This is a genomic window from Microbacterium sp. Nx66 (assembly GCF_904066215.1).
GTDB lineage: Bacteria > Actinomycetota > Actinomycetes > Actinomycetales > Microbacteriaceae > Microbacterium > Microbacterium meiriae.
The window spans coordinates 208,911-230,502 of sequence record NZ_LR880474.1 but is presented as its reverse complement, the minus strand read 5'-3'; the positions used below and the strand labels follow the sequence as shown (position 1 = coordinate 230,502).

General features: G+C 71.2%; 24 protein-coding genes. 11 read left to right on the top strand and 13 right to left on the bottom strand.

What is annotated here, in order from left to right:
- The first annotated feature begins 138 nt into the window (after window positions 1–138).
- The 4 genes from MICNX66_RS01060 (at window position 139) to MICNX66_RS01045 (ending at window position 3,359) form a co-directional block, all read left to right on the top strand.
- A complete protein-coding gene (locus MICNX66_RS01060) occupies window positions 139–402 on the top strand; it encodes a type II toxin-antitoxin system Phd/YefM family antitoxin (RefSeq protein ID WP_071327896.1) in 264 nt (87 codons plus the stop codon).
- The gene (locus MICNX66_RS01055; protein WP_187662962.1) at window positions 399–779 is read left to right on the top strand and encodes a PIN domain-containing protein; all 381 of its coding nucleotides are present in this window, start codon (window positions 399–401) and stop codon (window positions 777–779) included. The genes MICNX66_RS01060 and MICNX66_RS01055 overlap by 4 nt, the downstream gene beginning before the upstream one ends.
- Window positions 780–888: 109 nt before the next feature.
- A complete protein-coding gene (gene purL / locus MICNX66_RS01050) occupies window positions 889–3,216 on the top strand; it encodes a phosphoribosylformylglycinamidine synthase subunit PurL (protein WP_187662961.1) in 2,328 nt (775 codons plus the stop codon).
- The gene (locus tag MICNX66_RS01045) at window positions 3,216–3,359 is read left to right on the top strand and encodes a hypothetical protein (protein ID WP_187662960.1); all 144 of its coding nucleotides are present in this window, start codon (window positions 3,216–3,218) and stop codon (window positions 3,357–3,359) included. Before purL ends, MICNX66_RS01045 begins: the two co-directional genes overlap by 1 nt.
- A 78-nt stretch (window positions 3,360–3,437) precedes the next feature.
- Here the strand turns inward: MICNX66_RS01045 and MICNX66_RS01040 are convergent, their stop codons facing one another.
- Entirely contained in the window at window positions 3,438–4,010 is a 573-nt protein-coding gene (locus tag MICNX66_RS01040; protein WP_025104106.1) for a TetR/AcrR family transcriptional regulator, read from the bottom strand.
- 68 nt (window positions 4,011–4,078) lie between these two features.
- On the opposite strand from MICNX66_RS01040, the gene MICNX66_RS01035 reads away from it, so the two are divergent.
- From MICNX66_RS01035 to MICNX66_RS01025, 3 genes are all read left to right on the top strand, one after another.
- Window positions 4,079–6,613 carry an MMPL family transporter gene (locus tag MICNX66_RS01035; RefSeq protein WP_187662959.1) on the top strand — a complete coding sequence of 845 codons (2,535 nt, stop codon included), beginning with the start codon at window positions 4,079–4,081 and terminating at the stop codon, window positions 6,611–6,613.
- A gap of 228 nt (window positions 6,614–6,841) precedes the next feature.
- Entirely contained in the window at window positions 6,842–7,186 is a 345-nt protein-coding gene (locus MICNX66_RS01030) for a TraR/DksA family transcriptional regulator (protein ID WP_187662958.1), read from the top strand.
- A 21-nt stretch (window positions 7,187–7,207) separates the two neighbouring features.
- Window positions 7,208–7,645: a VOC family protein gene (locus MICNX66_RS01025; RefSeq protein ID WP_187662957.1), complete on the top strand. Its 438-nt coding sequence runs from the start codon at window positions 7,208–7,210 to the stop codon at window positions 7,643–7,645.
- A gap of 123 nt (window positions 7,646–7,768) precedes the next feature.
- On the opposite strand, the gene MICNX66_RS01020 is transcribed toward MICNX66_RS01025, so the two are convergent.
- The 6 genes from MICNX66_RS01020 to MICNX66_RS00995 all read right to left on the bottom strand — a co-directional run bounded on the left by MICNX66_RS01020 (window position 7,769) and on the right by MICNX66_RS00995 (window position 12,693).
- The gene (locus MICNX66_RS01020) at window positions 7,769–8,389 is read right to left on the bottom strand and encodes a TetR/AcrR family transcriptional regulator (RefSeq protein ID WP_187662956.1); all 621 of its coding nucleotides are present in this window, start codon (window positions 8,387–8,389) and stop codon (window positions 7,769–7,771) included.
- Complete coding sequence (locus MICNX66_RS01015; protein ID WP_187662955.1) at window positions 8,386–9,153, bottom strand: tyrosine-protein phosphatase; 768 nt, start codon at window positions 9,151–9,153, stop codon at window positions 8,386–8,388. The genes MICNX66_RS01020 and MICNX66_RS01015 overlap by 4 nt, the downstream gene beginning before the upstream one ends.
- Entirely contained in the window at window positions 9,150–9,989 is an 840-nt protein-coding gene (gene phnE, locus MICNX66_RS01010) for a phosphonate ABC transporter, permease protein PhnE (protein WP_187662954.1), read from the bottom strand. Before phnE ends, MICNX66_RS01015 begins: the two co-directional genes overlap by 4 nt.
- The gene (locus MICNX66_RS01005) at window positions 9,973–10,803 is read right to left on the bottom strand and encodes a phosphonate ABC transporter ATP-binding protein (RefSeq protein ID WP_187662953.1); all 831 of its coding nucleotides are present in this window, start codon (window positions 10,801–10,803) and stop codon (window positions 9,973–9,975) included. Before MICNX66_RS01005 ends, phnE begins: the two co-directional genes overlap by 17 nt.
- 5 nt (window positions 10,804–10,808) lie before the next feature.
- Window positions 10,809–11,753, bottom strand: a complete 945-nt coding sequence (locus MICNX66_RS01000) for a phosphate/phosphite/phosphonate ABC transporter substrate-binding protein (protein WP_232089150.1) — start codon at window positions 11,751–11,753, stop codon at window positions 10,809–10,811.
- Between the two features lie 91 nt (window positions 11,754–11,844).
- Window positions 11,845–12,693, bottom strand: a complete 849-nt coding sequence (locus MICNX66_RS00995; protein WP_187662952.1) for a Gfo/Idh/MocA family oxidoreductase — start codon at window positions 12,691–12,693, stop codon at window positions 11,845–11,847.
- Between the two features lie 65 nt (window positions 12,694–12,758).
- Here MICNX66_RS00995 and MICNX66_RS00990 point away from each other — a divergent pair, with 65 nt between their 5' ends.
- Together MICNX66_RS00990 and MICNX66_RS00985 are read left to right on the top strand one after the other, a co-directional pair.
- Window positions 12,759–13,580: a hypothetical protein gene (locus MICNX66_RS00990; RefSeq protein WP_187662951.1), complete on the top strand. Its 822-nt coding sequence runs from the start codon at window positions 12,759–12,761 to the stop codon at window positions 13,578–13,580.
- A complete protein-coding gene (locus tag MICNX66_RS00985; protein ID WP_187662950.1) occupies window positions 13,577–14,425 on the top strand; it encodes an SMP-30/gluconolactonase/LRE family protein in 849 nt (282 codons plus the stop codon). The genes MICNX66_RS00990 and MICNX66_RS00985 overlap by 4 nt, the downstream gene beginning before the upstream one ends.
- A 158-nt stretch (window positions 14,426–14,583) precedes the next feature.
- Here the strand turns inward: MICNX66_RS00985 and MICNX66_RS00980 are convergent, their stop codons facing one another.
- Window positions 14,584–15,441: a fumarylacetoacetate hydrolase family protein gene (locus tag MICNX66_RS00980; protein ID WP_187662949.1), complete on the bottom strand. Its 858-nt coding sequence runs from the start codon at window positions 15,439–15,441 to the stop codon at window positions 14,584–14,586.
- Between the two features lie 10 nt (window positions 15,442–15,451).
- Window positions 15,452–16,426, bottom strand: coding sequence for a C-terminal binding protein (locus MICNX66_RS00975; RefSeq protein ID WP_187662948.1), 975 nt, complete (start codon window positions 16,424–16,426; stop codon window positions 15,452–15,454).
- 77 nt (window positions 16,427–16,503) lie between these two features.
- Here MICNX66_RS00975 and MICNX66_RS00970 point away from each other — a divergent pair, with 77 nt between their 5' ends.
- Together MICNX66_RS00970 and MICNX66_RS00965 are read left to right on the top strand one after the other, a co-directional pair.
- Window positions 16,504–17,253, top strand: a complete 750-nt coding sequence (locus MICNX66_RS00970) for an SDR family NAD(P)-dependent oxidoreductase (RefSeq protein WP_187662947.1) — start codon at window positions 16,504–16,506, stop codon at window positions 17,251–17,253.
- Entirely contained in the window at window positions 17,246–17,596 is a 351-nt protein-coding gene (locus tag MICNX66_RS00965) for a nuclear transport factor 2 family protein (RefSeq protein WP_187662946.1), read from the top strand. Before MICNX66_RS00970 ends, MICNX66_RS00965 begins: the two co-directional genes overlap by 8 nt.
- A gap of 69 nt (window positions 17,597–17,665) precedes the next feature.
- Here the strand turns inward: MICNX66_RS00965 and dinB are convergent, their stop codons facing one another.
- From dinB to MICNX66_RS00945, 4 genes are read right to left on the bottom strand one after another with little or no spacing between them, the layout of a single operon-like run.
- Window positions 17,666–18,862, bottom strand: coding sequence for a DNA polymerase IV (dinB, locus tag MICNX66_RS00960; RefSeq protein ID WP_187662945.1), 1,197 nt, complete (start codon window positions 18,860–18,862; stop codon window positions 17,666–17,668).
- Window positions 18,863–18,922: 60 nt separating this feature from the next.
- Window positions 18,923–19,726, bottom strand: a complete 804-nt coding sequence (locus tag MICNX66_RS00955) for an SDR family NAD(P)-dependent oxidoreductase (RefSeq protein ID WP_187662944.1) — start codon at window positions 19,724–19,726, stop codon at window positions 18,923–18,925.
- Window position 19,727: 1 nt separating this feature from the next.
- Window positions 19,728–20,804, bottom strand: a complete 1,077-nt coding sequence (locus MICNX66_RS00950; RefSeq protein ID WP_187662943.1) for an enolase C-terminal domain-like protein — start codon at window positions 20,802–20,804, stop codon at window positions 19,728–19,730.
- Window positions 20,801–21,559, bottom strand: coding sequence for an SDR family NAD(P)-dependent oxidoreductase (locus tag MICNX66_RS00945; RefSeq protein WP_187662942.1), 759 nt, complete (start codon window positions 21,557–21,559; stop codon window positions 20,801–20,803). Before MICNX66_RS00945 ends, MICNX66_RS00950 begins: the two co-directional genes overlap by 4 nt.
- Window positions 21,560–21,592 lie beyond the last annotated feature (33 nt).

The following is a 21,592-nucleotide window of genomic DNA, read 5'->3' as shown; positions in this document are numbered from 1 at the left end:
CGCTGCCCTGTAGGGGAGTTATCCAGAACGTTCGGGGAGCTCCGTCCGCCCGGCCTCGCAATGTCGCCGAGCGATGGTTCACTGGACCCACGAATCCAAGAACTAGTAGTTCTACTACTTTGGATCTACCCTGAGGAGATGGGCACCGTGTCGAAGACCGAACTGAATCAGCAGACCGCGCGGGTGCTGGCGCGCGTCACCGCCGGCGAGCACCTGACGGTGACAGACCGCGGGCGCCCGATCGCCGAGTTGTCGCCGCCCGCCGAGACGGCCTGGACTCGCATGATCGCCAACGGGCGGGTGACGCTGCCCCGCGCGAGCGGTCCGCTCCGCCACGCCCCCGTGCCGGACTCGCTGTCCGTGACGGAGATCCTCGGCGAACTTCGGGCCGACCGGTCGTGATCTACCTCGACACCTCAGCGGCCGCGAAGGCACTCATCGAGGAAGAGGGGTCGGAAGCGGTCGTCCGCGCCTTCGCGAACGGCAGCGAGTTCGTCTCTTCGCGCCTCCTCGCCGTGGAACTGCACGCGATCGCAGACCGCCGTTCCCTCGACCGCGCAGCCGTCGTCGATCTCCTCGACCGCGTCGCGCTCGTCTCCGTCGACGACGAAACGCTGACCGCGGCCATCCAGGCAGGCTCAGGGCTCCGCACTCTGGATGCTCTCCACCTCGCCGCCGCGCTCGAACTCGGCGACGTGGTCACTGCGCTCCTCACCTTCGACCGTGAGCTGGCGGCCGCCGCACGCGCACAGGGCCTGAGCCTCGCCGAGCTGCCATGACGCCGCCGCCTTCCCACCCCGACGCCGTGCGACTGCGCGCACGAGAGAACGGCCCCGACCGCGCCGGTAGACTGAACACGCCCCGCCGGCCCCTTCCTTTGGAGTGCGCGTGACCACCGCCCCTGCACCTTCCCCCCAGCACGTCCCCGACTCCGTCGAGAACGCGATCGCGACGCCCGAGAAGGAGCAGCCGTACGGCGCCCTCGGGCTCAAGGACGACGAGTACGCGCGCATCAAGGAGATCCTCGGCCGCCGCCCCACCTCGGGCGAGCTGGCGATGTACTCGGTGATGTGGTCGGAGCACTGCTCCTACAAGTCGAGCAAGAACTACCTGCGCCGCTTCGGCCAGAAGGTCTCCGACGAGATGAAGGAACGCCTGATGGTCGGCATGGGCCAGAACGCGGGCGTCGTCGACGTCGGCGAGGGCTGGGCCGTCACCTTCAAGGCCGAGTCGCACAACCACCCGTCGTTCATCGAGCCCTTCCAGGGCGCGGCGACCGGTGTCGGCGGCATCGTCCGCGACATCATCTCGATGGGCGCCCGCCCCGTCGCGGTCATGGACGCCCTGCGCTTCGGCGCGATCGACCACCCGGACACCGCCCGCGTCGTGCACGGCGTGACCAGCGGCATCAGCTTCTACGGCAACTGCCTGGGCCTTCCGAACATCGGCGGCGAGACCGTCTTCGACAGCGTCTACCAGGCCAACCCGCTCGTGAACGCGCTCGCGGTGGGCGTGCTGCGCCACGAAGACCTCAAGCTCGCGAACGCCACCGGCGTCGGCAACAAGGTCGTCCTGTTCGGTGCCCGCACCGGCGGCGACGGCATCGGCGGCGCGAGCATCCTGGCCTCCGACACGTTCGCCGACGGCGGCCCCACGAAGCGCCCCGCGGTGCAGGTGGGAGACCCGTTCGCCGAGAAGGTGCTCATCGAGTGCTGCCTGGAGCTGTACCGCGGCGAGCTCGTCGAGGCGATCCAGGACCTCGGCGCCGCCGGCATCTCGTGCGCGACGAGCGAGCTCGCTGCCAACGGCAACAGCGGCATGAAGGTCTCCCTCGACAACGTGCTGCTGCGCGACCCCACGCTCACGGCCGAGGAGATCCTCATGTCGGAGTCGCAGGAGCGCATGATGGCGATCGTCGCCCCCGAGAAGCTCGACGCCTTCCTGGCCGTCGTGAACAAGTGGGAGGTCGAGACCTCCGTGCTCGGCGAGGTCACCGGCGACGGACGCCTCATCATCGACTGGCAGGGCGAGCGCATCGTCGACGTCGACCCCTCGACCGTCGCGGTCGACGGCCCCGTCTACGACCGTCCCGTCGCCTACCCGACGTGGATCGACGCCCTGCAGGCGGACGCCGCCGAGAACCTGCCGCGGGCAAACGACCCGGAGACGCTCCGCGAACAGTTCCTCGCCCTCGTCGCCTCCCCGAACCTCGCGGACACGAGCTGGATCACGAACCAGTACGACTACTACGTGCTCGGCAACACGGCCCTGAGCTTCCCCGACGACGCCGGCATGATCCGCGTGGACGAGGAATCCGGCCTGGGCTTCGCGGTCTCGACGGACGCCAATGGCCGCTACTGCCAGCTCGACCCCTATGCGGGCGCGCAGCTCGCGCTGGCCGAGGCCTACCGGAACGTCGCCGTCACCGGCGCCGTGCCGACGGCCATCACCGACTGCCTGAACTTCGGCTCCCCCGAGAACCCCGAGGTCATGTGGCAGTTCGGGCAGACCGTCGACGGCCTCGCGGACGGCTGCTACGAGCTGGGCACCCCGGTCACGGGCGGTAACGTCTCGTTCTACAACCAGACCGGCGACGTGCCGATCCACCCGACGCCGCTCGTCGGCGTGCTGGGCATCATCGACGACGTCTCCCGCCGCATCCCGTCCGGCTGGCAGGACGAGGGGCAGAACATCTACCTGCTCGGCACGACTTCGACCGAGCTGTCCGGCTCCGCGTGGGCCGACGTCGTGCACCAGCACCTCGGCGGCCGCCCGCCGAAGGTCGACCTCGCGGGCGAGAAGCGCCTGGCCGGACTACTCGCCGCGGCCCGTGACGAGTGGCTCATCTCCTCGGCGCACGACCTCTCGGAGGGTGGTCTCGCCCAGGCCCTGGCCGAGGGTGTCATGCGCTTCGGCGTCGGTGCCCGCGTCTGGCTGAACGAAATCATCGAACGCGATGGCGTGGACGCCGCGACCGCCCTGTTCTCCGAGTCGACCGGCCGCGTGCTCGTGACCGTCCCCCGCGAGGACGACGTGAAGTTCCGAGGTCTCTGCGAGGGCCGCGGCTACCCGGTCGCCCGCATCGGCGTCACGGACAGCGAGCCACAGCTCGAGGTGCAGGACGTCTTCACCGTCTCGGCCGCCGAGCTCCGCGAGCGCTCGCAGGCCACGCTGCCGTCGTACTTCGGTCCGACCGTCACGGAGCCGGTGGCCTGATGAGCGGCGACGGCCTCAGCGAGGACTACGGCGACCTCGGCGAGAAGCGCAACCGGCGCATCCGCATCATCGCGTGGACCGTCATCGTGGCACTGATCCTCGGTGGCGGCGGCGCGACCGTGCTCACCATCCTCCTCGGCTGACCTGGCGTTACGTCGCAGATTCGCACCCGGGCCGCAGGGATTCCAGGAACCCATGCGACCTCGTGCGGATCCGCGACCTCAGCGGGCGAAGAGGTAGCGGGTCAGGGCGACGACGGAACCCGGATCGTGGGCCTCGCGGCCGAGGGACTCCACGATGATGGCCCCGAGGATCGCGCGGCCGAGCTGCTCGACCGGGGCGTCCTCCGGCAGCTGACCGTCCCGGATGCCCCCGCGGAGGCGCTCCGACAGGTACTTCTCCACCCCGAGGCTCTCCCCGAGGTGCGCGCCGACCGAGGCGTCCTCGGTCGCCGCAGCCACGAGCGACCGCAGCAGCACACCGCCCTGGGGTTTCTCGAGGATGGAGAGCACGCTCCGCAGCCAGGTCTCCACGTCGGCGGAGAGGTCTCCGGTGTCGGGAACGACGAAGTCCACGGGGATGAGTCGCCCCTCGGCCAGGCACTCCCCGATGAGCGCACCCCGCGACGGCCACCAGCGGTAGATGGTCTGCTTGCCGACCTTGGCCTCCTTGGCGATGCCCTCGATCGTGAGCCGGTCGTACCCCTGATTGTGGAAGAGCCGGGCCGTCGCGTCGAGGATCGCCTCGCGGGCCGCGGTGCTGCGCACGGGGCCGCTGCGATGCTCGTTCACCATGCGTTCAGGATAGCCACAGATCCCTAGACGAGACGTGCCGTATGCTCTTTTCGTCTGAAGGAGATCACGTGGCTTCACTGCTGTTCCGTCTGGGTTCTTTCGCTGCGCGCAAAGCATGGACGGTGATCGTCTCCTGGGTGCTCATCCTCGGGCTCGGCGTCGGCGCCTTCCTCACGTTCGGCGGCACGCTGAGCAACAGCTTCGACATCCCGGGCACCGCGTCCGGCGAGGTCACCGATCAGCTCGCCGACAAGTTGCCGGACACCGCCGGCGGCACCGGGACGGTCGTCTACCGGACGGACGACGGCGAGCCGTTCACCGACGAGCAGAAGCAGGCGATCTCCGACCTCGCCGCGAGCGCGGAGGACCTCGACGGCGTCGCCTCCGTCGTCGACCCGTTCGACGCCCAGCGGCAGCAGGACGAGCAGGCGAAGGAGTTGACAGACGGACAGGCCCAGCTCGACGACGGCCGCGCGCAGCTCGACGCCGGCCAGGCCCAGCTCGACGACGGCCGCGCCCAGCTCGAGACCGGGATCACCCAGCTCGAAGGAGCGCGGGCTCAGGCCAACGCCGCCGGTGCACCGCCCGAGCAGACTGCCGCGCTCGACGCGCAGCTCGCGGAGCTGAACGCCCGGCTCGCGCAGCTCGAGGCCCAGCAGGCCACCATCGACGCGAACCGCGACGAGCTCGCCGACAGTGCGGAGCAGCTGGAGCTCGGAACGACCCTTCTCAACCTCTCGGAGGGCATCGGCGTCGTCTCGGAGGACGGCTCCACGGCGATCGTCAACGTCTCCTTCGTCGACCCGCGCCTGGAACTCGCCGAAGAGACCAAGCAGAGCACCATCGCCCACTTCCAGGACGAGGAGATCGACGGCGTCACGGTCGACTTCGGCACCGACATCGCCCAGGGTGTGCCGGAGATCTTCGGCGTCGGCGAAGCCATCGGTCTCGCGTTCGCCGCGGTCGTGCTCATCGTCATGCTCGGCTCGCTGATCGGTGCGGCCCTTCCGATCGTCACGGCCGTGGTCGGCGTCGGCGTGGGCGTCACGGCGTCGCTCGCGTTCTCCGGCGTCGTCGACATGGCCTCGGTCACTCCCGTCCTCGGCGTGATGCTGGGGCTGGCGGTCGGCATCGACTACTCCCTCTTCATCGTGAACCGGCACCGCAAGCAGCTGCTGGCCGGGTCGCCCGTGCGCGAGTCCATCGGTCTGGCCACCGGCACCTCCGGGACCGCGGTGGTGTTCGCGGGGACCACGGTCATCGTCGCGCTCCTCGCGCTCAACGTGACGGGCGTGCCGTTCCTCGGCCTCATGGGCACGGTGGGCGCGGTCTGCGTCGCGGTCGCCGTGCTCGTGGCCGTGACCCTCGCCCCGGCGATCCTCGGCCTCGTCGGCACCCGCCTGCTCGGCCGCAAGGCGCGGGCGACCATCGGCCAGGAGCACGCGGCCGGAAAGCCCGTGCGCCGGATGTCGACGCTGCGCGCGGTCGTCACCGCCCTCGTCAGCGTCATCGCGCTGCTCGTGATCGCGATCCCCGCGATGTCGATGCGCCTCGGCCTCCCGGACGGGTCGAGCGAACCCGCCGACTCCACCAGCTACCGCGCGTTCCAGACCGTCGACGAGCAGTTCGGCGAGGGTGCGAACGGGCCGCTCCTGGTGACCGCGACCCTCGACGACGCCGTGAGCGACGACGACCTGCTGGCCACCCAGGTGACCGTGGCCGAGAAGATCGCGGAGCAGGACGACGTGGTCGCGGTCGCTCCCATCGCGACGTCGGACGACAACACGCTCCTCGCCTTCCAGGTGCTTCCTGCCGAGGGCCCGAACAGCGCCTCCACCGAGAAACTGGTGCAGGATCTGCGAGGTCTCCCCGAGATCGACGGCGGCATCACCCTCGGCGTCGCCGGGCAGGCTGCCACGAACATCGACATCTCCGAGGCCCTGGCGAGCGTGCTGCCGCTGTACCTCGTGGTCGTCGTGGGACTGTCGCTGCTCATCATGATCGTCGTGTTCCGCTCACTGCTCGTGCCGCTCATCGCCACGGGAGGGTTCGTGCTGTCGCTGTTCGCGACGTACGGGCTCATCGTCGCGGTGTTCCAGTGGGGGTGGGGCGCCGACCTCATCGGGTTGCACAGCACCGGTCCGATCCTGAGCTTCCTGCCGGTGATCCTCGTCGGCATCCTGTTCGGACTGGCCATGGACTACCAGCTCTTCCTCGCCTCGGGGATGCGGGAGGCCTATGTGCACGGCGCCTCCGCGCGCGATGCCGTGGCCCAGGGCTTCCGAGCCGGGCGCTCGGTGGTCATCGCGGCCGCGCTCATCATGGTGTCGGTGTTCGGCGGGTTCGTGTTCTCGGAGTCGACCATCATCCGGTCCATCGGGTTCGGCCTCGCGTTCGGCGTGCTGCTCGACGCGTTTGTCGTGCGGATGCTGCTGATGCCCGCGCTCATGCACCTGCTCGGACGCTCGGCCTGGTGGCTGCCGAAGTGGCTCGACCGCATCATCCCGAACGTCGACATGGAGGGCGCGGCGCTGGAGCGGGACCACCCCAGCGTGCACACCGACTCCGTGCCCACCGTAGAGGCTCCGCGCACCCGCGGCTGAATCGCGGTCACGCGCGGGTTCAGGCGTTCGCGCGGGTTCAGGCACCTGCTGCTGGTGTCGCCTGATGCCGCGCGGATGCCTGACCCTGCGCGCGCCGTCGCGGGCGCAGGCGTTCAGGAGAGGACAGGCAGGCGCGGGAGTTCAGGCACTTGCTGCCTGTGTCGCCTGAATCGGCGCGGACGCCTGGACCCGCGACGACGTGAGTGTCGCCGGGCCTAGAGTGGGCGGATGGATCTGCGAGCGCTGTTGGAAGAGCGTCGCGCCGAGGCCGCGGCTCGCGTCACGGCGACGGCGGCCACCCTCGCGGAGCTCATGCACGATCGCGAGGGCTCGAACGACGACGACGAGCACGACCCGGAGGGGGTGACGCTCTCGTCGGAGTGGTCGCGACTGTCGGGGCTCGCCGAGGCGGCGCAGGCGGAGCTCCGCCAGGTGGACGAGGCGCTGATGCGGATGGACGCCGGGACCTACGGCATCTGCGCGCACTGCGGCAGGCCTATCCCGCCGGAGCGCCTGGAGGTACGGCCGTTCGCGGAATACTGCGTGGCCTGCGCCGAGAAGCTCGGTCGCTGACGCCGGAGTAGCATCGCGGGCATGGCCATCGCCCTCGAGAACATCGGGATCGCCGTGCGCGACCTCGACGCCACCATCGCCTTCTTCACCGACCTGGGGCTGTCCGTGGTCGGACGGGACGAGGTCAGCGGCGAGTGGGCGTCCACCGCGGTCGGACTCGACGGGAACCACGCGCGGATCGCCGTGCTGCAGACCCCGGACGGGCGCGGGCAGATCGAGCTCTTCGAGTACATCCATCCGGACGCGATCGAGACGGAGCCGACGAGGCCGAACGAGATCGGCATGCACCGGATCGCCTTCTCCGTCGACGACATCGACGCCTCCCTCGCCATCGCCGCGCGGCACGGGTTCCATCCCCTGCGCGGCGTCGCGAACTACCGGGACATCTACCGACTGACCTACCTCCGCGGCCCCAGCGGCATCATCCTCATGCTCGCGCAGGACCTCACGCAGGCCTGAACCCGCGTCGGCCGGGCACAGCTTCGGAGACCGCAGGCGACACGCCGTCGAACGGAACCTGTCGACGGCGTGTCGGCCCGGATCTCCGAAGCTGTGCCTCTCGGGACCGCGCGTGGGTCGCCGTCAGACCACCATGCCGCGCCAGATCACCTCGATGGCGGCGCGCAGGCGAGCCACGACGGCCGGGTCGCTGATGCGGTCGCCGCGGACGACCAGCTGGTAGTACGCGACACCGGCCACCGCGTCGAAGCAGGCCTCGACGTCGAGATCCGCCCGGAGCTCGCCGCGCACAACACCGGCGCGCAGCGCGTTCTGCAGCGGAACCCGACGGCGGGAGACGTGCGACTCCCAGTAGGCCTTCTGCAGACCCCGATCGGACATGACGAGACGGATGCGCTGACGGAACCGCTCCTCGGAATAGCCGGGCGCGGACGGGGCCACGCCCTCCGCGCCGAGCCCGAGGCCGGTGAGGAGGATCTCGCGCAGGTCGGCATCGATCGGGTACTCCGGCGGAACCTCCCGGCCCACGTCGAGCGCCGCAGCGATCAGCGTCGTGAGTGACGGCCAGCGCCGGTACAGCGCCGCCCGGCTCACGCCGCTCCGGGCGACGACCCGCGCGACCGTCACATCCTCGCCCGCATCGATGATGTCCAGCGTGGCAGCGACGATCTGTGCATCGATGTCCTCGTCGCGCGGACGTCCGGGGCGGCGGCGCCCCACGCCCGAAGGCGTCACGACGGTCATGCCCCGAGCGCCCGCTCGCGCAACCGGACGATGGTCGCGTCAGACAGCCCGGCCGCGCGGAGCGGAGCCAGCGGGTCGCCGTGCTGAGCCCGGAGCGTGTCGAGGAGGCTGCGCATGGACACGTCCATCGACCCCTCCAGCAGCGCCGACGACGCGTCCCGCGCGTCGAGGTCGAAGCCGAGCGCTTTCCACATCGCCCCCATGACCGGAGCGGTGCGGGCCATGATCGCGACCATGTTGTCGCCGGTGCGCGCGTAGTCGGCCACGATGTCGTCGTCCCCAGCCCCGAGGGCGAGCAGCAGCATCGCGGCGAGGACTCCCGTGCGGTCGCGCCCCGCCGCACAGTGGAACGCCGTCGCTCCCGGGGTGTGCGCGATGACGTTGAGCGCGGTCACGAGCTGCGGCGCGGCGCCCTCCACCATGCGCAGGTACATCAGCCCCATGGCCTCGTGCGTCAGCGCCGGGTGCTCCCGATCCATCGATGCGCCGACATCGGCGATCAGGGGGAGGTGGTGGTACGCGACCGGGTGCTCGCCGAGGGGACCGCGGCCGGTGACCGCGACCTCGAGCGGCGAGCGCAGGTCGATGATGGCCGTCAGCCCGCCTGCGAGGAGCTCGTCCGCGACCTCCGCGGTCACATAGGCGAGGTCGTCGGTACGGATGGCCAGACCCGGACGGAGCACCCCGCCGTCGATGGCGATGCCGCCGAGGTCGCGCAGGTTGACCGGCGCGCTGAGGATGAGACCGGTGTCGATCGTGGTCATGTGATTCTCCTTCGGATGAGGGCACTGCCCTGGTCGATCAGCGTGACGAGCACGATGATGCAGAGGATGATGGCGCTGAGGTGGCCGTAGTCGTACATGCGCATGGCGGTCGTCAGCTCCAGGCCGATGCCGCCGGCGCCGACGAGACCGAGGATCGTCGCGCCGCGGACGTTCCCCTCGAACAACAGCAGCGTGTACGAGGTGAGCAGGGGTGCGGCCTGGGGGAGCACCGCGTACTGGATGACCTGACGCTTGGAGGCGCCGACCGCCTCCATCGCGACGACGGGACCGCGGTCGACCTGTTCCATGGCCTCCGCGAAGATCTTGCCGATCGACCCGATGGAGCCGAGCGTCATGGCGAGGATGCCGGCGAAGGGCCCCAGTCCGACCGCCGAGACGAACATCAGGGCGAAGACGAGGTCGGGCACGGAGCGGATGATGTTCATGATCCAGCGCGTCGGGTAGTACAGCCACCGTGGCGCGAGGGTGGACGTCGCCCCGAACGCGACGATCAGGGACAGCACCGCACCGAGGACCGTGCCGACGACGGCCATCTGGAACGTCTCCAGCAGCAACGCGAGGATGGTGCCGATCTTCGAGAAGTCTGGCGGGAACAGCCGGGACAGGAACTCCCCCATGTTGACGGCCCCGTCGCCGAGCTTCACGAAGTCGAAACCCGCCCCGGCGAAGGACCAGATCAGCAGAAGGGCCGCGACCGGGATGCCGAGAAGGAAGCGGGCGCGGGGGACGCGGAAGGCGCTCTCGAGCCGGGCGCGCTCCGCCGGTTCGAGCTGGGGGCGTACGGTCCGGTCCTGGCGCTCAACGGTCGTGGTCATCGGCGTGCTCCTCGTCGTCGTACAGGGCCTCCAGTGCGGCCACGTCCAGCTGCGACGTGACGCCGGAGACGAGCATCTCCCCGTGCCGCAGACCGACGATGCGGTCGCTGTGCGCGAGGGCGAGCGGCAGCACGTGCAGGCTCACGAGCACCGGGATCCCGTCCTGCACCGCGATCTCGCGGAGCAGTCCGAGCACGGAGTCGGCGAGCTTCGGGTCGAGCGAGGCCACCGGCTCGTCGGCGAGGATCAGCTTCGGGCGCTGCATGAGCGCGCGGGCGATCGCCACGCGCTGCTGCTGGCCGCCGGACAGCGACCGCGCCGGCGCCGCCGCCTTGTGCGCGATCCCGACACGGTCGAGCAGGTCGAGGGCCCGGCGGCGATCCGCGCTCGTGAAGCCGCCGACGAGATTGAGGGGTCCCGCGGTGTGCAGCGCCCCGGTCAGCACGTTGGTGAGGACGCTGAGGCGCGGGATGAGGTTGAACTGCTGGAAGACCTGCCCCACCTCGGACCGCAGCGTGCGCAGCTCGCCGCGCGCCAGATTCGTGACGTCGTGTCCGGCGACCCGCGCGGATCCGGCGGCGATGGGCGCGAATCCGGTGAGGCTCCTCATCAGCGTCGACTTCCCTGAGCCCGACGCTCCCAGCAGCGCGACCATCTCGCCGGGGAAGAGGTCGAGATCGACGCGGTCGAGCACCGTCGTGGTGTCGTAGGCGACGCGCAGACCGCGGACGCTGACGAGCGGCAGCGCCTGGCGCACCTCGGCCGTCGGCGTGCGCCCGTCGTCCTGGTGCCGGGCAGCCACGGCGGCGCTCATGCCCGTCACTGGAGGTCCTTCAGCTCGACGCCCGCGACGGCCGCGATCTCGGCGAAGGACTCGAACGCGCTGTCGTCCGGGTCGACCGTCTGCGGGGCGGCTGCGAACGACCCGAAGGCGCCCAGCTTCTCAGCGTTCTCGGGGGTGAACACGGCGGCGATACCGTCCTGGATGGCCTTGCGTGTCGCGGCGTCGAGCGAGGGACGGCCGAGGACGGCGCCGGCGACGTCCATGGCCGGGCTCTCGCCGACCGCGCGCCACTCGCCGTCCGCGAAGGGGAACATCGGCGCGCCGAGCTCGGTGAGCATGACGGCGGTGCACGCGGCATCCACCTGCCCCTGCTCCAGGGCCGCGAAGCTGCCCTCATGGCCGCCCGCGAAGATGGCCTCGTAGTCGTCGCCCTGCTCCAACCCGGCCTCGTGCAGCATGTAGACCGGCATGAAGTATCCGGAGCTGGAGGCCTGATCCGCGAACGCGACGGTCTTCCCCGCGAGGTCCTCGAGCGTCTGCACGGGCGAGTCCGCGAGCACGACGCAGGTGGATACGGGCTTGCCGTCGCCCTCGAACGCGACGAGGGCATCGACCTCGCCGGTGTTCACGGCGAGCGCGGACGGGAATCCACTCATGATCCCGATGTCGACGTGGTCGGCGCGGATGGCCTCCACCACGCTGAGGTAGTCGGGCACGTCGGTGATCTCGACCTCGCGGCCCGTGGCCTCCTCCAGCAGCGCGCCGAACACCTCGATGGGGTTCTCGGCCGTAGGGTCGTCGCCGACGGGGATGGTCGCGATCGTGATCGGGGCGTCCGGGTCGGCGGGGGCCGCATCGGCGGTGGGGGTCTGGCATCCGGTGAGGGCGAGGGCGGCCACGCCCAGGAGGCCGACGGCGGGCAGGGTGAAGCGGCGCATGATGACCTTTCGGGAGGTGAGGCCCCGGGATTCCGAGACCATCGGTATTCCAACTCCCGAAGGTGACGGGGAATTACGAGACCGCCGTACCCGTATCCGAACCCTTGGTGAACGGATGGTGTCGCCGCCCGGGTCAGCGGGAGACGAGGACCTCGGCGATCTGGTCGAGCACGGCGATCGGAGCGCGCATCTCGGACGCGGGAACCGGGGGCTCACCGGTCTCGAGCATCCGGGCGAAGGCACGGACGCCGGGCTGCACGTACCCGGGGCCGATCGGGATCTCCCGGCTGGCGATGCCCCGTCGGCCGACGACGGTCGCCCGGAACGGCACCTGACGGTCGCCGTCCGGCCGCACGAACTCCAGCGTGACGGGCACCCCGCCGACCCGGTAGCGGGCGACGACACCCGCCGGCAGGCACTGCACCTCGACGTCCTCCGCGATGCCGGGCCGCAGAACCTGGGCGAGATCGGCGATGTGGATGCCGTAGAAGAAGATGCCGCTGTACGGGCTGTCCGGATCGGCAGGCCCCGTGACGGTGACCGCCTGGACCTCCCCGATGCGACCCGCCTCCGCCGTGAGCTCCGCGGTGTCGGCGAGCCAGCGGAGCGTGGACGATGAGGTGACGAGCGCCCGCCCACGCTGCGCGGCGGCGAGGATCGCGTCGGCATCGGCGACCGCTGCTGCGAGGGGCTTGTCGACCCAGACCGGCACCCCGGCTTCCAGGAAGGGGACGGCGATGGCGCGATGATCGGCACCGTCGCGGGCGGTCACGATGAGCGCATCCACCGTGCCGAGGAGCGCGCCCGCGTCGTCGACGACGCGTTCGATGCCCCCGAGCGCGGCCAGTTCCCGCGTGCGTTCCGGCTCCCCTGCCACGAGGGCCGTGATCCGCACGGGCACGTCCGGGGCCTCGACGTTGAGGAAGCGGACGATCTCCGTGGCGTGGCTGTTCTCGATCCCGACGATGCCGACGCTCTTCATGCGGCCGCCCTCCCTCTCGTGCCGGCCCCCGGCGACCCGCCGTCGCGCAGTAGGCTGAACCCATCATGGACGAGTTCATCCGGGGCTTCTGGAACTTCGCGGGTGACTACTGGTGGCTCATCTTCCCGATCATGGGCATGGCCGGCGGCGCCGCCAAGGCCTGGGAGCGCAGCTCCAAGCGTCGGCACGAGCGCCGGCTGGAGACGCTGCGTATGAAGGCGCAGCTGAAGACGGCCGAGATCGAGGCGCGCGCGGCCGGACGGCAGGCGAAGCGCCAGGGTCCGACCGTGGTCGACACGACCGCGTCGGTGGCGCCCGACGACCTGCTCGCCCGCCTCTTCGCCGAGCACGACGAGATCACCGCGCGCTGGCTCGACTACGAGCTCGACGTCGCCAAGCTGATCGCCTTCCCCGCGATGAGCGACGGCCGCCAGCCGCTGACGGCCGCCTTCCTCCGCGCGAAGAAGACCGCGGACGCGCTGCGTCCGGCCTCCGCCGACGCGACGCTCTCGGAGCAGCAGATCGCGGAGTACCTGCAGGCCGTCGGCGACTACGCCGTCGCGTTCGAGATCGCGGAGAAGGACGCCCGTCGGCTGCGCGACTCGACGTTCACCGAGGCCGAGCGCAAGCGCCTCGACCGTGCGCAGCAGCTCCTCAAGGTCGCCGTGGACGAGTCGGCGACGCAGTCCGAGCGGAACATCGCGTACAAGCGGGTGCGCGAGGAGCTCGACGGCCTCATCCTGCTCTCCGACGAGGCCGTGACCGTGCTCGAGAAGCAGGTGGCGAAGGAGCTTCCGTCCGCCCGTGCCGCAGCGGCGGATCATGACGGCCCCGTTCCGGAGCCGCTGCCCGTGACCGACCCGCGGCGGACGGCGGAGGGCGCATGACTCCCGAGAACGTGACCGGCCCGGTCGCCGTCCACGCCGAAGCCCCGGTCTGGTGGCCCGGGTGGGGCGGGCTGCGCTGGGTCGACGGAGACGCGGGCGACCTGCTCACCCTCCGCGGCGACGATATCGTCCGCCAGCACGTCGACGACGAGTACCTCGCGTTCTTCCGTCCGCGGACGTCCGGGGGCTTCGTGGCGGTGGGCGCGCGTACCCTGTACCTCGCCGACGGCCCCGACGCGGAGGCCCGTCCCGTCGCGACCCTGCTCGACGACGGCGCGGTGCGCATGAACGACGGCTGCTGCGACCCGCGAGGGCGACTCCTGGCCGGATCGATGTCCACGGACTCCACCGAGGGTGCAGGGACCGTGCTGCGCATCGACGCCGCGCTCGACGTGACCACGGTGCTCCCCCGCGTGACCTCGTCCAACGGGGTCAGCTACTCCCCCGACGGCCGCCGCGTCTACTACGTGGACACCGACACCGGCCGGATCGACGTGTTCGACGTGGCCGAGGGCGACCTCCGCGGACGCCGGGTGTTCGCGCACATCCCCGAAGACGACGGCGTGCCCGACGGCCTCACGGTCGCCGCGGACGGCAGCGTCTGGGTCGCGCTGTGGGGCGGGAGCCGTGTGCGCGGGTTCGAGCCGTCCGGGGCCGTGCGCGAGGACATCGTGCTGCCGGTGCCCCAGGTCAGTGCCTGCACGTTCGGCGGCGACGACCTCGGCACGCTCTTCATCACGACCTCCGCGCAGGGCCTGCCGCCCGATCACGGCACTGCCGCGGGGTCGGTCTTCGCGGTGCGTCCCGGGGTGCACGGCCTCCCGGTCCTCCCCTTCGCCGGCTGACCCTCGCGCGGGTTCAGGCGCTCGCGCGAGATCAGGCGCCTTTCCCCTCCACCCGCCTGAGCCGGCGCGGATGCCTGTGGCCGCGGGGTGCCCGGGAGAGGCCTCTACCCGGGACACGGTTGCACTCAGCGAAAGGAACCGTGCCCCGGGCACAGGCCTCACCCGAGCCGGACCCGCTCCGTGCGCTGGTGCTGACGGCCGAGCCGCTCGATCTCGATGGTCATCTCGTCGCCGTCCTGCAGATAGGGGAAGCGCCCGGACAGCGCGACGCCCTGCGGGGTGCCGGTGTTGATGACGTCTCCTGGTTCGAGCACGAGGTAGTGGCTGAGCTCGTGCACCAGCTGCAGCACGGGGAAGATCATGTCGGCGGTGGAGGAGTCCTGCCGCGGCTCGCCGTTCACGAAGGACCGCAGGCGCAGCACCTGGGGGTCGACCTCGTCGGCGGGCACCAGCGCGGGGCCGAGGGGGTTGAACGTCTCGGAGCACTTCCCCTTCGACCACTGTCCGCCGGAGACCTCGAGCTGATACGCCCGCTCGGACACGTCGTTCGAGATGGTGTAGCCGGCGATCACGTCGCGCGCGGCCTCGACGGAGGGCAGATACCGCGCCGTGCGGCCGATGACGACCGCGAGCTCGACCTCCCAGTCGACCTTCTCGGCGCCCGGCGGCAGGAGCACGACGTCGTCCGGGCCCACGACCGTGTTCGGGTGCTTGAAGAACACCACGGGGCGCGCGGGCGGCTCGGCGCCGGACTCCGCCGCGTGCGCCGCGTAGTTCTGTCCGATGCAGATCACGGCGGTCGGCCGCGCCACAGGGGCGCCGACGCGCAGTCCCGTCGTCTCCGCTTGCGGCAGCGAGCCATCCGCGAGCGCCGCCCGCACGCGGGCGATGCCGTCCGCGGCGAGGAAGGCGCCGTCGATGTCGCGGGTCAGGGATCCGAGATCACGCACCACGCCCTCGTCATCGCGGACGTAGGGGCGCTCGTGGCCGATCTCGCCGAGTCGCAGCAGTTCCATGAGGGTCCTCTCAGCGCGCGGCGGCGAAGCTCGGGTTGACGATGGGTACGGCCTCGCCGGCGAGCGAGCGGATCACGTTCTCGGCGGCGTGCACGGGAAGATCCGCCAGGGCCTCCGGGGAGTACCAGGCGGCGTGCGGCGTGAGGAGCACGGTGTCGAGCGAGCGCAGCGGGGAGGTCGCGGGGAGGGGCTCCTCCGCGAAGACGTCGAGGGCGGCACCGGCGAGCCGCCCGTCGCGGAGCGCCGCGGCCAGGGCGTCCTCGTCGATGAGCGGGCCGCGGCAGGTGTTCACGATCACGGCGTCGCGCTTCATCGTCGCCAGGGCCGCGGCGTCGATCAGGTGGCGGGTCTCGTCCGTCAGCGGCACGTGCAGCGTGAGGATGTCGGCGCGGGCGATCGCCGAGGGGATGTCGACGGGCTCGCAGCCCGCGTCGCGCACGGCGTCGTCGGAAGCGTAGGGGTCGGCGACGAGCACGCGGAAGCCGAGCGCCCGGCACCCGCGGGCGACGATCGACCCGATGCGCCCGAACCCGAGCACCGACACGGTGGTGGAGGACGGCCGCACGGCGAGCGGCCGGGCGTCGACGGCCTTCCAGACGCCGTCGCGCACGGCCCGGTCGTAGGCGGAGAGGCCGCGGGCCTGGGTCATGATCATCGCGACGGTGTGCGCGGCGACCTCTTCGATGCAGTAGCTCGGCGTGTTCGCGACGGCGATGCCGCGGGCCGTGGCGGCCTCGACGTCGATCATGTCGTAGCCGATGCCGACCCGGCTGATGAAACGGAGGTTCGGCAGGCGGTCCATGAGGGGGCCGTCGATGCGCGCCCACTGCACGACCAGCGCCTCGGCGTCGGCTCCGGCGGCGGCGATGTCGTCCGGACTCCCGGAGGCGGCCCGTTCGGCACGGAGGCCGGCGGCCCGGAGGGTGTCTTCGATGACGATTCCCGGGAGGTCGCAGTCGGTGACGAGGATGAGCGGCGCGGTCATGGATGCGATGCTATAGCATCTAGCAAGCTCGCGTACAGCCGCTGTCGCGAGACCGCTTCTTGCTATAGCGTTTAGGCATGACTGTTCGCCGCGCACTCGTCACGGGCGCCAGTTCCGGCATCGGAACCGCCGCCGCCCTCGAACTCGCCCGCGAGGGCGTCGCCCTCTGGATCACCTACGCCGGACGCGAGGCCGAAGCCGTCCGCGTGGCGGAGGAGTGCCGTGCCGCCGGTTCCCCGGACGTGCACGTGTCGCGCCTCGACCTCCGCGAACCGGACTCCATCGCCGCCCTCATCGCCGAGGTCACGGCCGCCTGGGGCGACCTGCACGTCCTCGTCAACAACGGCGGCGTGTGCCCGTACACCCCGTATCCCGAGATCGACATCGAGGAGTGGGACTTCGTCCTGGAGACGAACGCCCGCGGGACCTTCCTGCTCACCCGCGCGGCGCTCCCCCTGCTCCGGGCTGCCGACGGCGACCGCTCGGTCATCAACATCGCCTCGATCGCCGGGCAGGTCGGCGCATTGCAGACGGGCATCCACTACGCGGCCAGCAAGGGGGCGATCCTCGCGATCACCCGCAGCTTCGCCCGGCACCTCGCCGCCGAGGGCATCCGCGTCAACGCCGTCACCCCCGGACCGGTCGCCAGCGCGATCACCGATCAGCTCCAGGGTGAAGGCCGCGCGAAGCTCGAGTCGGGCATCCCCCTCGGCGCCTTCGGTCAGCCGGAGGACGTCGCCTGGATCATCGCGTCGCTCGCCTCGGAGCGGGCCCGCTTCATCACCGGAGCCACCTACGACGTCAACGGAGGAGTTCGCATTGACTGACCGCACCACCCTCGACCGTTCCGCTCTCGACACCGTGCAGGCGCAGCTGGACGCCTTCAACGCGCACGACCTCGACGCCTTCGTCGCGACATATGCCGACGATGCCGTGGTCACCGGGGTCGCGCCGGAACCCCTCGTCGGCTCGGCCGCGATCCGTGCCTTCTACGAGCCGCGGCTGCAGAACCCGGAGCTCTCCTGCGTGATCGACACGAGCGTCCTGTTCGGCTCCCGCTGGGTCGTCGCGCAGGAGCAGGTCATCAACGCCGGCGTCGCCACGGAGACCATCGCGACCTTCGACGTGGTCGACGGCGTGATCTCCCGGGCGTCGATGCTCAAGGCCTGACCCGCTTCGAATCGCCCGATCGGCTGTATTTCCGGCCGAAATGGCACCAGTCAGGCGATTCGAAAGGGGTCAGTGGTGCTCCGGAAGCACCGGGGACGACCAACCGGGGTCGCGGCCGAGGTGGGCGGCGCGGGAGACCGAGGCGGAGCCGTAGCGGTCACGGAGCGTGTCGAGCACGGTATCGAGGCGGGACTCGTCGCCCCAGTCGATCGGCAGCTCGGGCGGGACGCTGTCCGCGGCATCGAGCTGGGTGAACGAGAGGCCGAGCAGAGTGAGCCCGCGACCGCTGATCTCGGGCTGCGCCGCGGCGAGGAGCGTGCGGGCGACGGCGAGCAGCAGGGCGGTGCGGTCGGTCGGCGCTCGCAGCGACCGCGAGCGGGTGGCCTTCGTGAAGTCGCCGAAGCGCAGCCGCAGCACGACCGTCCGGCACACGCGGCCGCCGTCGCGGAGACGCCGCGCGAGCCGGTCGACGATCTGGGTGAGGATGACGTCGAGCTCGTCGGTCGACCGGGGACGGGTCCCGAGCGCCCGCTGCGACCCGATCGACCCGCGGCGCCGCGTCGTGTCCACGGGGCGCGGATCCCGCAGGCGGGCGAGAGCAAGGACGTGCGCTCCGGTCGCCTTCCCGAGCATCCGCTCCGCCGTCGCGGCCTCGAGCTCCGCGAGCTCGCCGACCGTGCGGATGCCGTACCGGTGCAGCTTCTCCGCCGTCACGGCGCCGACGCCCCACAGCCGCTCGACGGGAAGCGGCAGCAGGAACTCCTCCTCCCGGTCGGGCTCGACGATGAGGAGTCCGTCGGGCTTGCTGACCGCACTCGCGACCTTGGCGAGGAACTTCGTGCGGGCGACGCCGACCGAGATGGCCAGGCCCGCCTCGGCGCGCACCCGCTCCCGCAGCCGCACGGCGATGGCCTCGGGAGTTCCGGCGATGCGACGCAGACCGCCGACCTCGAGGAACGCCTCGTCGATCGAGAGACCCTCCACGAGCGGAGTGGTGTCACGGAAGATGCGGAAGACGTCCTTGCTGGCCGCGGAGTAGGCCTCCATCCGCGGCGGCACGACGACGGCGTCCGGGCACAGCTCTCGTGCCTGCCGGCCGCCCATCGCCGTGCGGACGCCCCGTGCCTTCGCCTCATAGCTCGCGGCCAGCACGACCCCGCCGCCGACGATCACCGGGCGCCCGCGGAGCTCCGGCGCATCACGCTGCTCGACCGAGGCGTAGAACGCATCGAGGTCGGCGTGCAGAACCGTCGCTTCCCCGCGCATCCCGTTCTCCCGTCGACGAGCGGATCGTCGCACGGACCAGGGACACCGGCGTGGTGGGGCTCAGGGAGCGGGCGGCGCGTCGAACCGCTCCCGCAGCGCGGGATCGAGCGCGATGTCCCCGAACGACGCGGTCCAGGCTCCGTCGACCGCGATGGACTGGCCGGAGAGGTAGGGGGCCTCGTCGGAGAGCAGGAACGCCGTCACCGCGGCGACCTCCTCCGCGCGGGCGATGCGTCCCATCGGCGGGCCCTCCGCGAGCAGCCGCTCCTCCGCCTCGGGGTCGGCGGCCCTGGCGATCTGTGCCTCCAGATGCGGAGTGCGCACGCCGCCCGGCGCGACGGTGTTCGCCCGTATGCCCAATCCGCCATATGTCACCGCGACGCTGCGGCTCAGGGCGTCGATGCCGCCCTTCGTGAACTCGTAGGCGGCGTGGTCCACGAAGCTCGATCGACCGTGGATCGACCCGATGTTCACGATCGCGCCCGCCTCGCCCTGATCGAGGAACGCGGACACGGCCGTCGAGCAGCCCCAGAGGTAGCCGAAGCCGTTGATGTCGACGATCTCGCGCACGACCGTCTCGTCGAGCTCGTGCAGCGGCGTGCGCTTCGTGATGCCGGCGTTGTTCACCCAGCCGGCCAGCGGTGCCCTGGCGCGTGCCGCGGTGGCCGCGCGCTGATGGGCGGTGCGGTCGGAGGCGTCGCCGAGCACCACCTCGGCGACGATGCCGTCCTCGACGGTCCCGGAGCCGGGCGAGCGTTCGAGCCCGACCACGATCCAGCCGTCGGCGGTGAGCCGCTCGGCGACCGCGCGCCCGATGCCCTTGCCGCTGCCGGTCACCACCACGCTACGCGGGGAGTCTGTCATGTCAGTCCCTCTCGAATCGGAAGACGGCGGGATCGAGGCCGAAGCCGAGCCCCGGAGCTGCAGGCGGCGTCACGGTCCCGGCGAACTCCGGACCGCCCGTCACGAACGAGGGCGCGGGGTCGTAGGGATTCACCCCGCGGGCGAAGGTCTCCACCTGGATGCCGAGGTGCGCCGTGACCTCGGGGTACACGTGTCCGGACACCGGGACGCCGCGCTCTGCCGCCCAGGAGATGAGTTCCCTGGCGGGCGTGATGCCGCCGATCGCGACGACGTCGAGGCGGAGGGCATCGACCTCGCCGACCTCCACGAGAGCCCGGAGCACGGCGGGGTCCGTCACCTCGTCGCCCACCGCCACCGGCAATCCGGTCTCCCGGCGGATCCGGGCCACGCCGGCCGCGTCCTCGGGGAGCAGCGGGTCCTCCAGCCAGGCCAGGCGCGGGTCGCCCCACTGCGCGACCTCCGCCACTGCAGCCTCCGCATCGGGCCAGCCGAAGCCCACGTCCACGACGAGACCGGTCGCGGACGGCAGCTCGGCGCCGAGGATCGCGAGCAGTTCGCGCATGTATGCCGGATCGGGAATGCGGGAGATCTTCACCTGCGCCCAGCCGTCCGCCTGCGCGAGCACCTCATCGGCGACCTCCCGCGGCGTCCGCTGCGGAGAGGGATACGCGGCGACGAGCATCCCCTCCCGCGGGGCGTCACCGGTGCCGAGCAGGGTCCACAGCGGCACGCCGGCACGACGGGCCGCGATGTCCCACAGGGCGATGTCGACGAGACCGATCGCCCGCCGCACGAGCCCCACCCGTCCGACGATCGCACTGCCGCGGAGCATCCGGTCCCACGCGGCCGCCGGGTCGTCGGCGTCGAGCCCCACTGCGTGCGGAGCCACCAGGCGCTCGAGGATCTCCGCCATCGGGGCCTCGCGCGATAGGCAGTAGGAGACCCCGGTGGTGCCGTCGTCCGCCGTCACCTGCACCGCGGAATACTCCCGTCGCGTGACCGTCATCGCACCGAGCTGCAGCGGTGCCGGAAGGGGGAGGACCGCCGTGGCCGTGTCGATCCGGGCGACGGTGGTCATTCGGGCTTCTTCGCGAGGGGCACGCCGTAGTCCACCATGAAGCCGCCGTCGACGTACAGCGTCTGACCGTTCATGTAGCGCGACTGGTCCGACACGAGGAAGCTCACGGCCGCGGCGATCTCACTCGCGTCGGCCAGGCGCTTCGCGGGGATGCGGGACAGGATCGTGTCGAGACTCAGCGTCCCCTGCTCGACGCCCTGCCGGAACACCCCGGTGTCGACGTAGCCGGGCGCCACGGCGTTGACGCGCACGCCCCGCGACGCCCACTCCGCTCCGGCCGTGGAGGTGAGGCCGATGACGGCGGCCTTGGTCGTGGCATACGGCGCCCGCCCCGCGGAGCCTCGCGAGGAGATGGACGAGATGTTGACGATGCGGCCCTCGCCCCGGTCGAGCATCCGCTTCCCTGCAGCTTGGAGCGCGGAGAACACCCCGTGCAGGTTCACGTCGACGACCGTGGACCACTCATCCCACGTGAGGTCTTCGATCCCGCGGTGCCGCTGGATCCCGGCGTTGTTCACGAGCACCTCGATGGGCCCGAGCTCCGCCTCGATCTCGCCGAAGACCCGGTCGACGGCGGCGTGGTCGGTGACGTCGAGCTCCCGCCACAGGATCTCGGCGGGGTTCTCACCCGCGGTGAGCCCGGGGACTCGGTCGGTCGCGACGACGAGGTAGCCGTCCGCGGAGAGTCGCTGTCCGATCTCCCAGCCGATGCCGGCCGAGCCTCCGGTGACGATGGCGACGGGGCGCGCGGTCATGTCTCTCCTCTACCTCGGGGATTTGCTATAGCA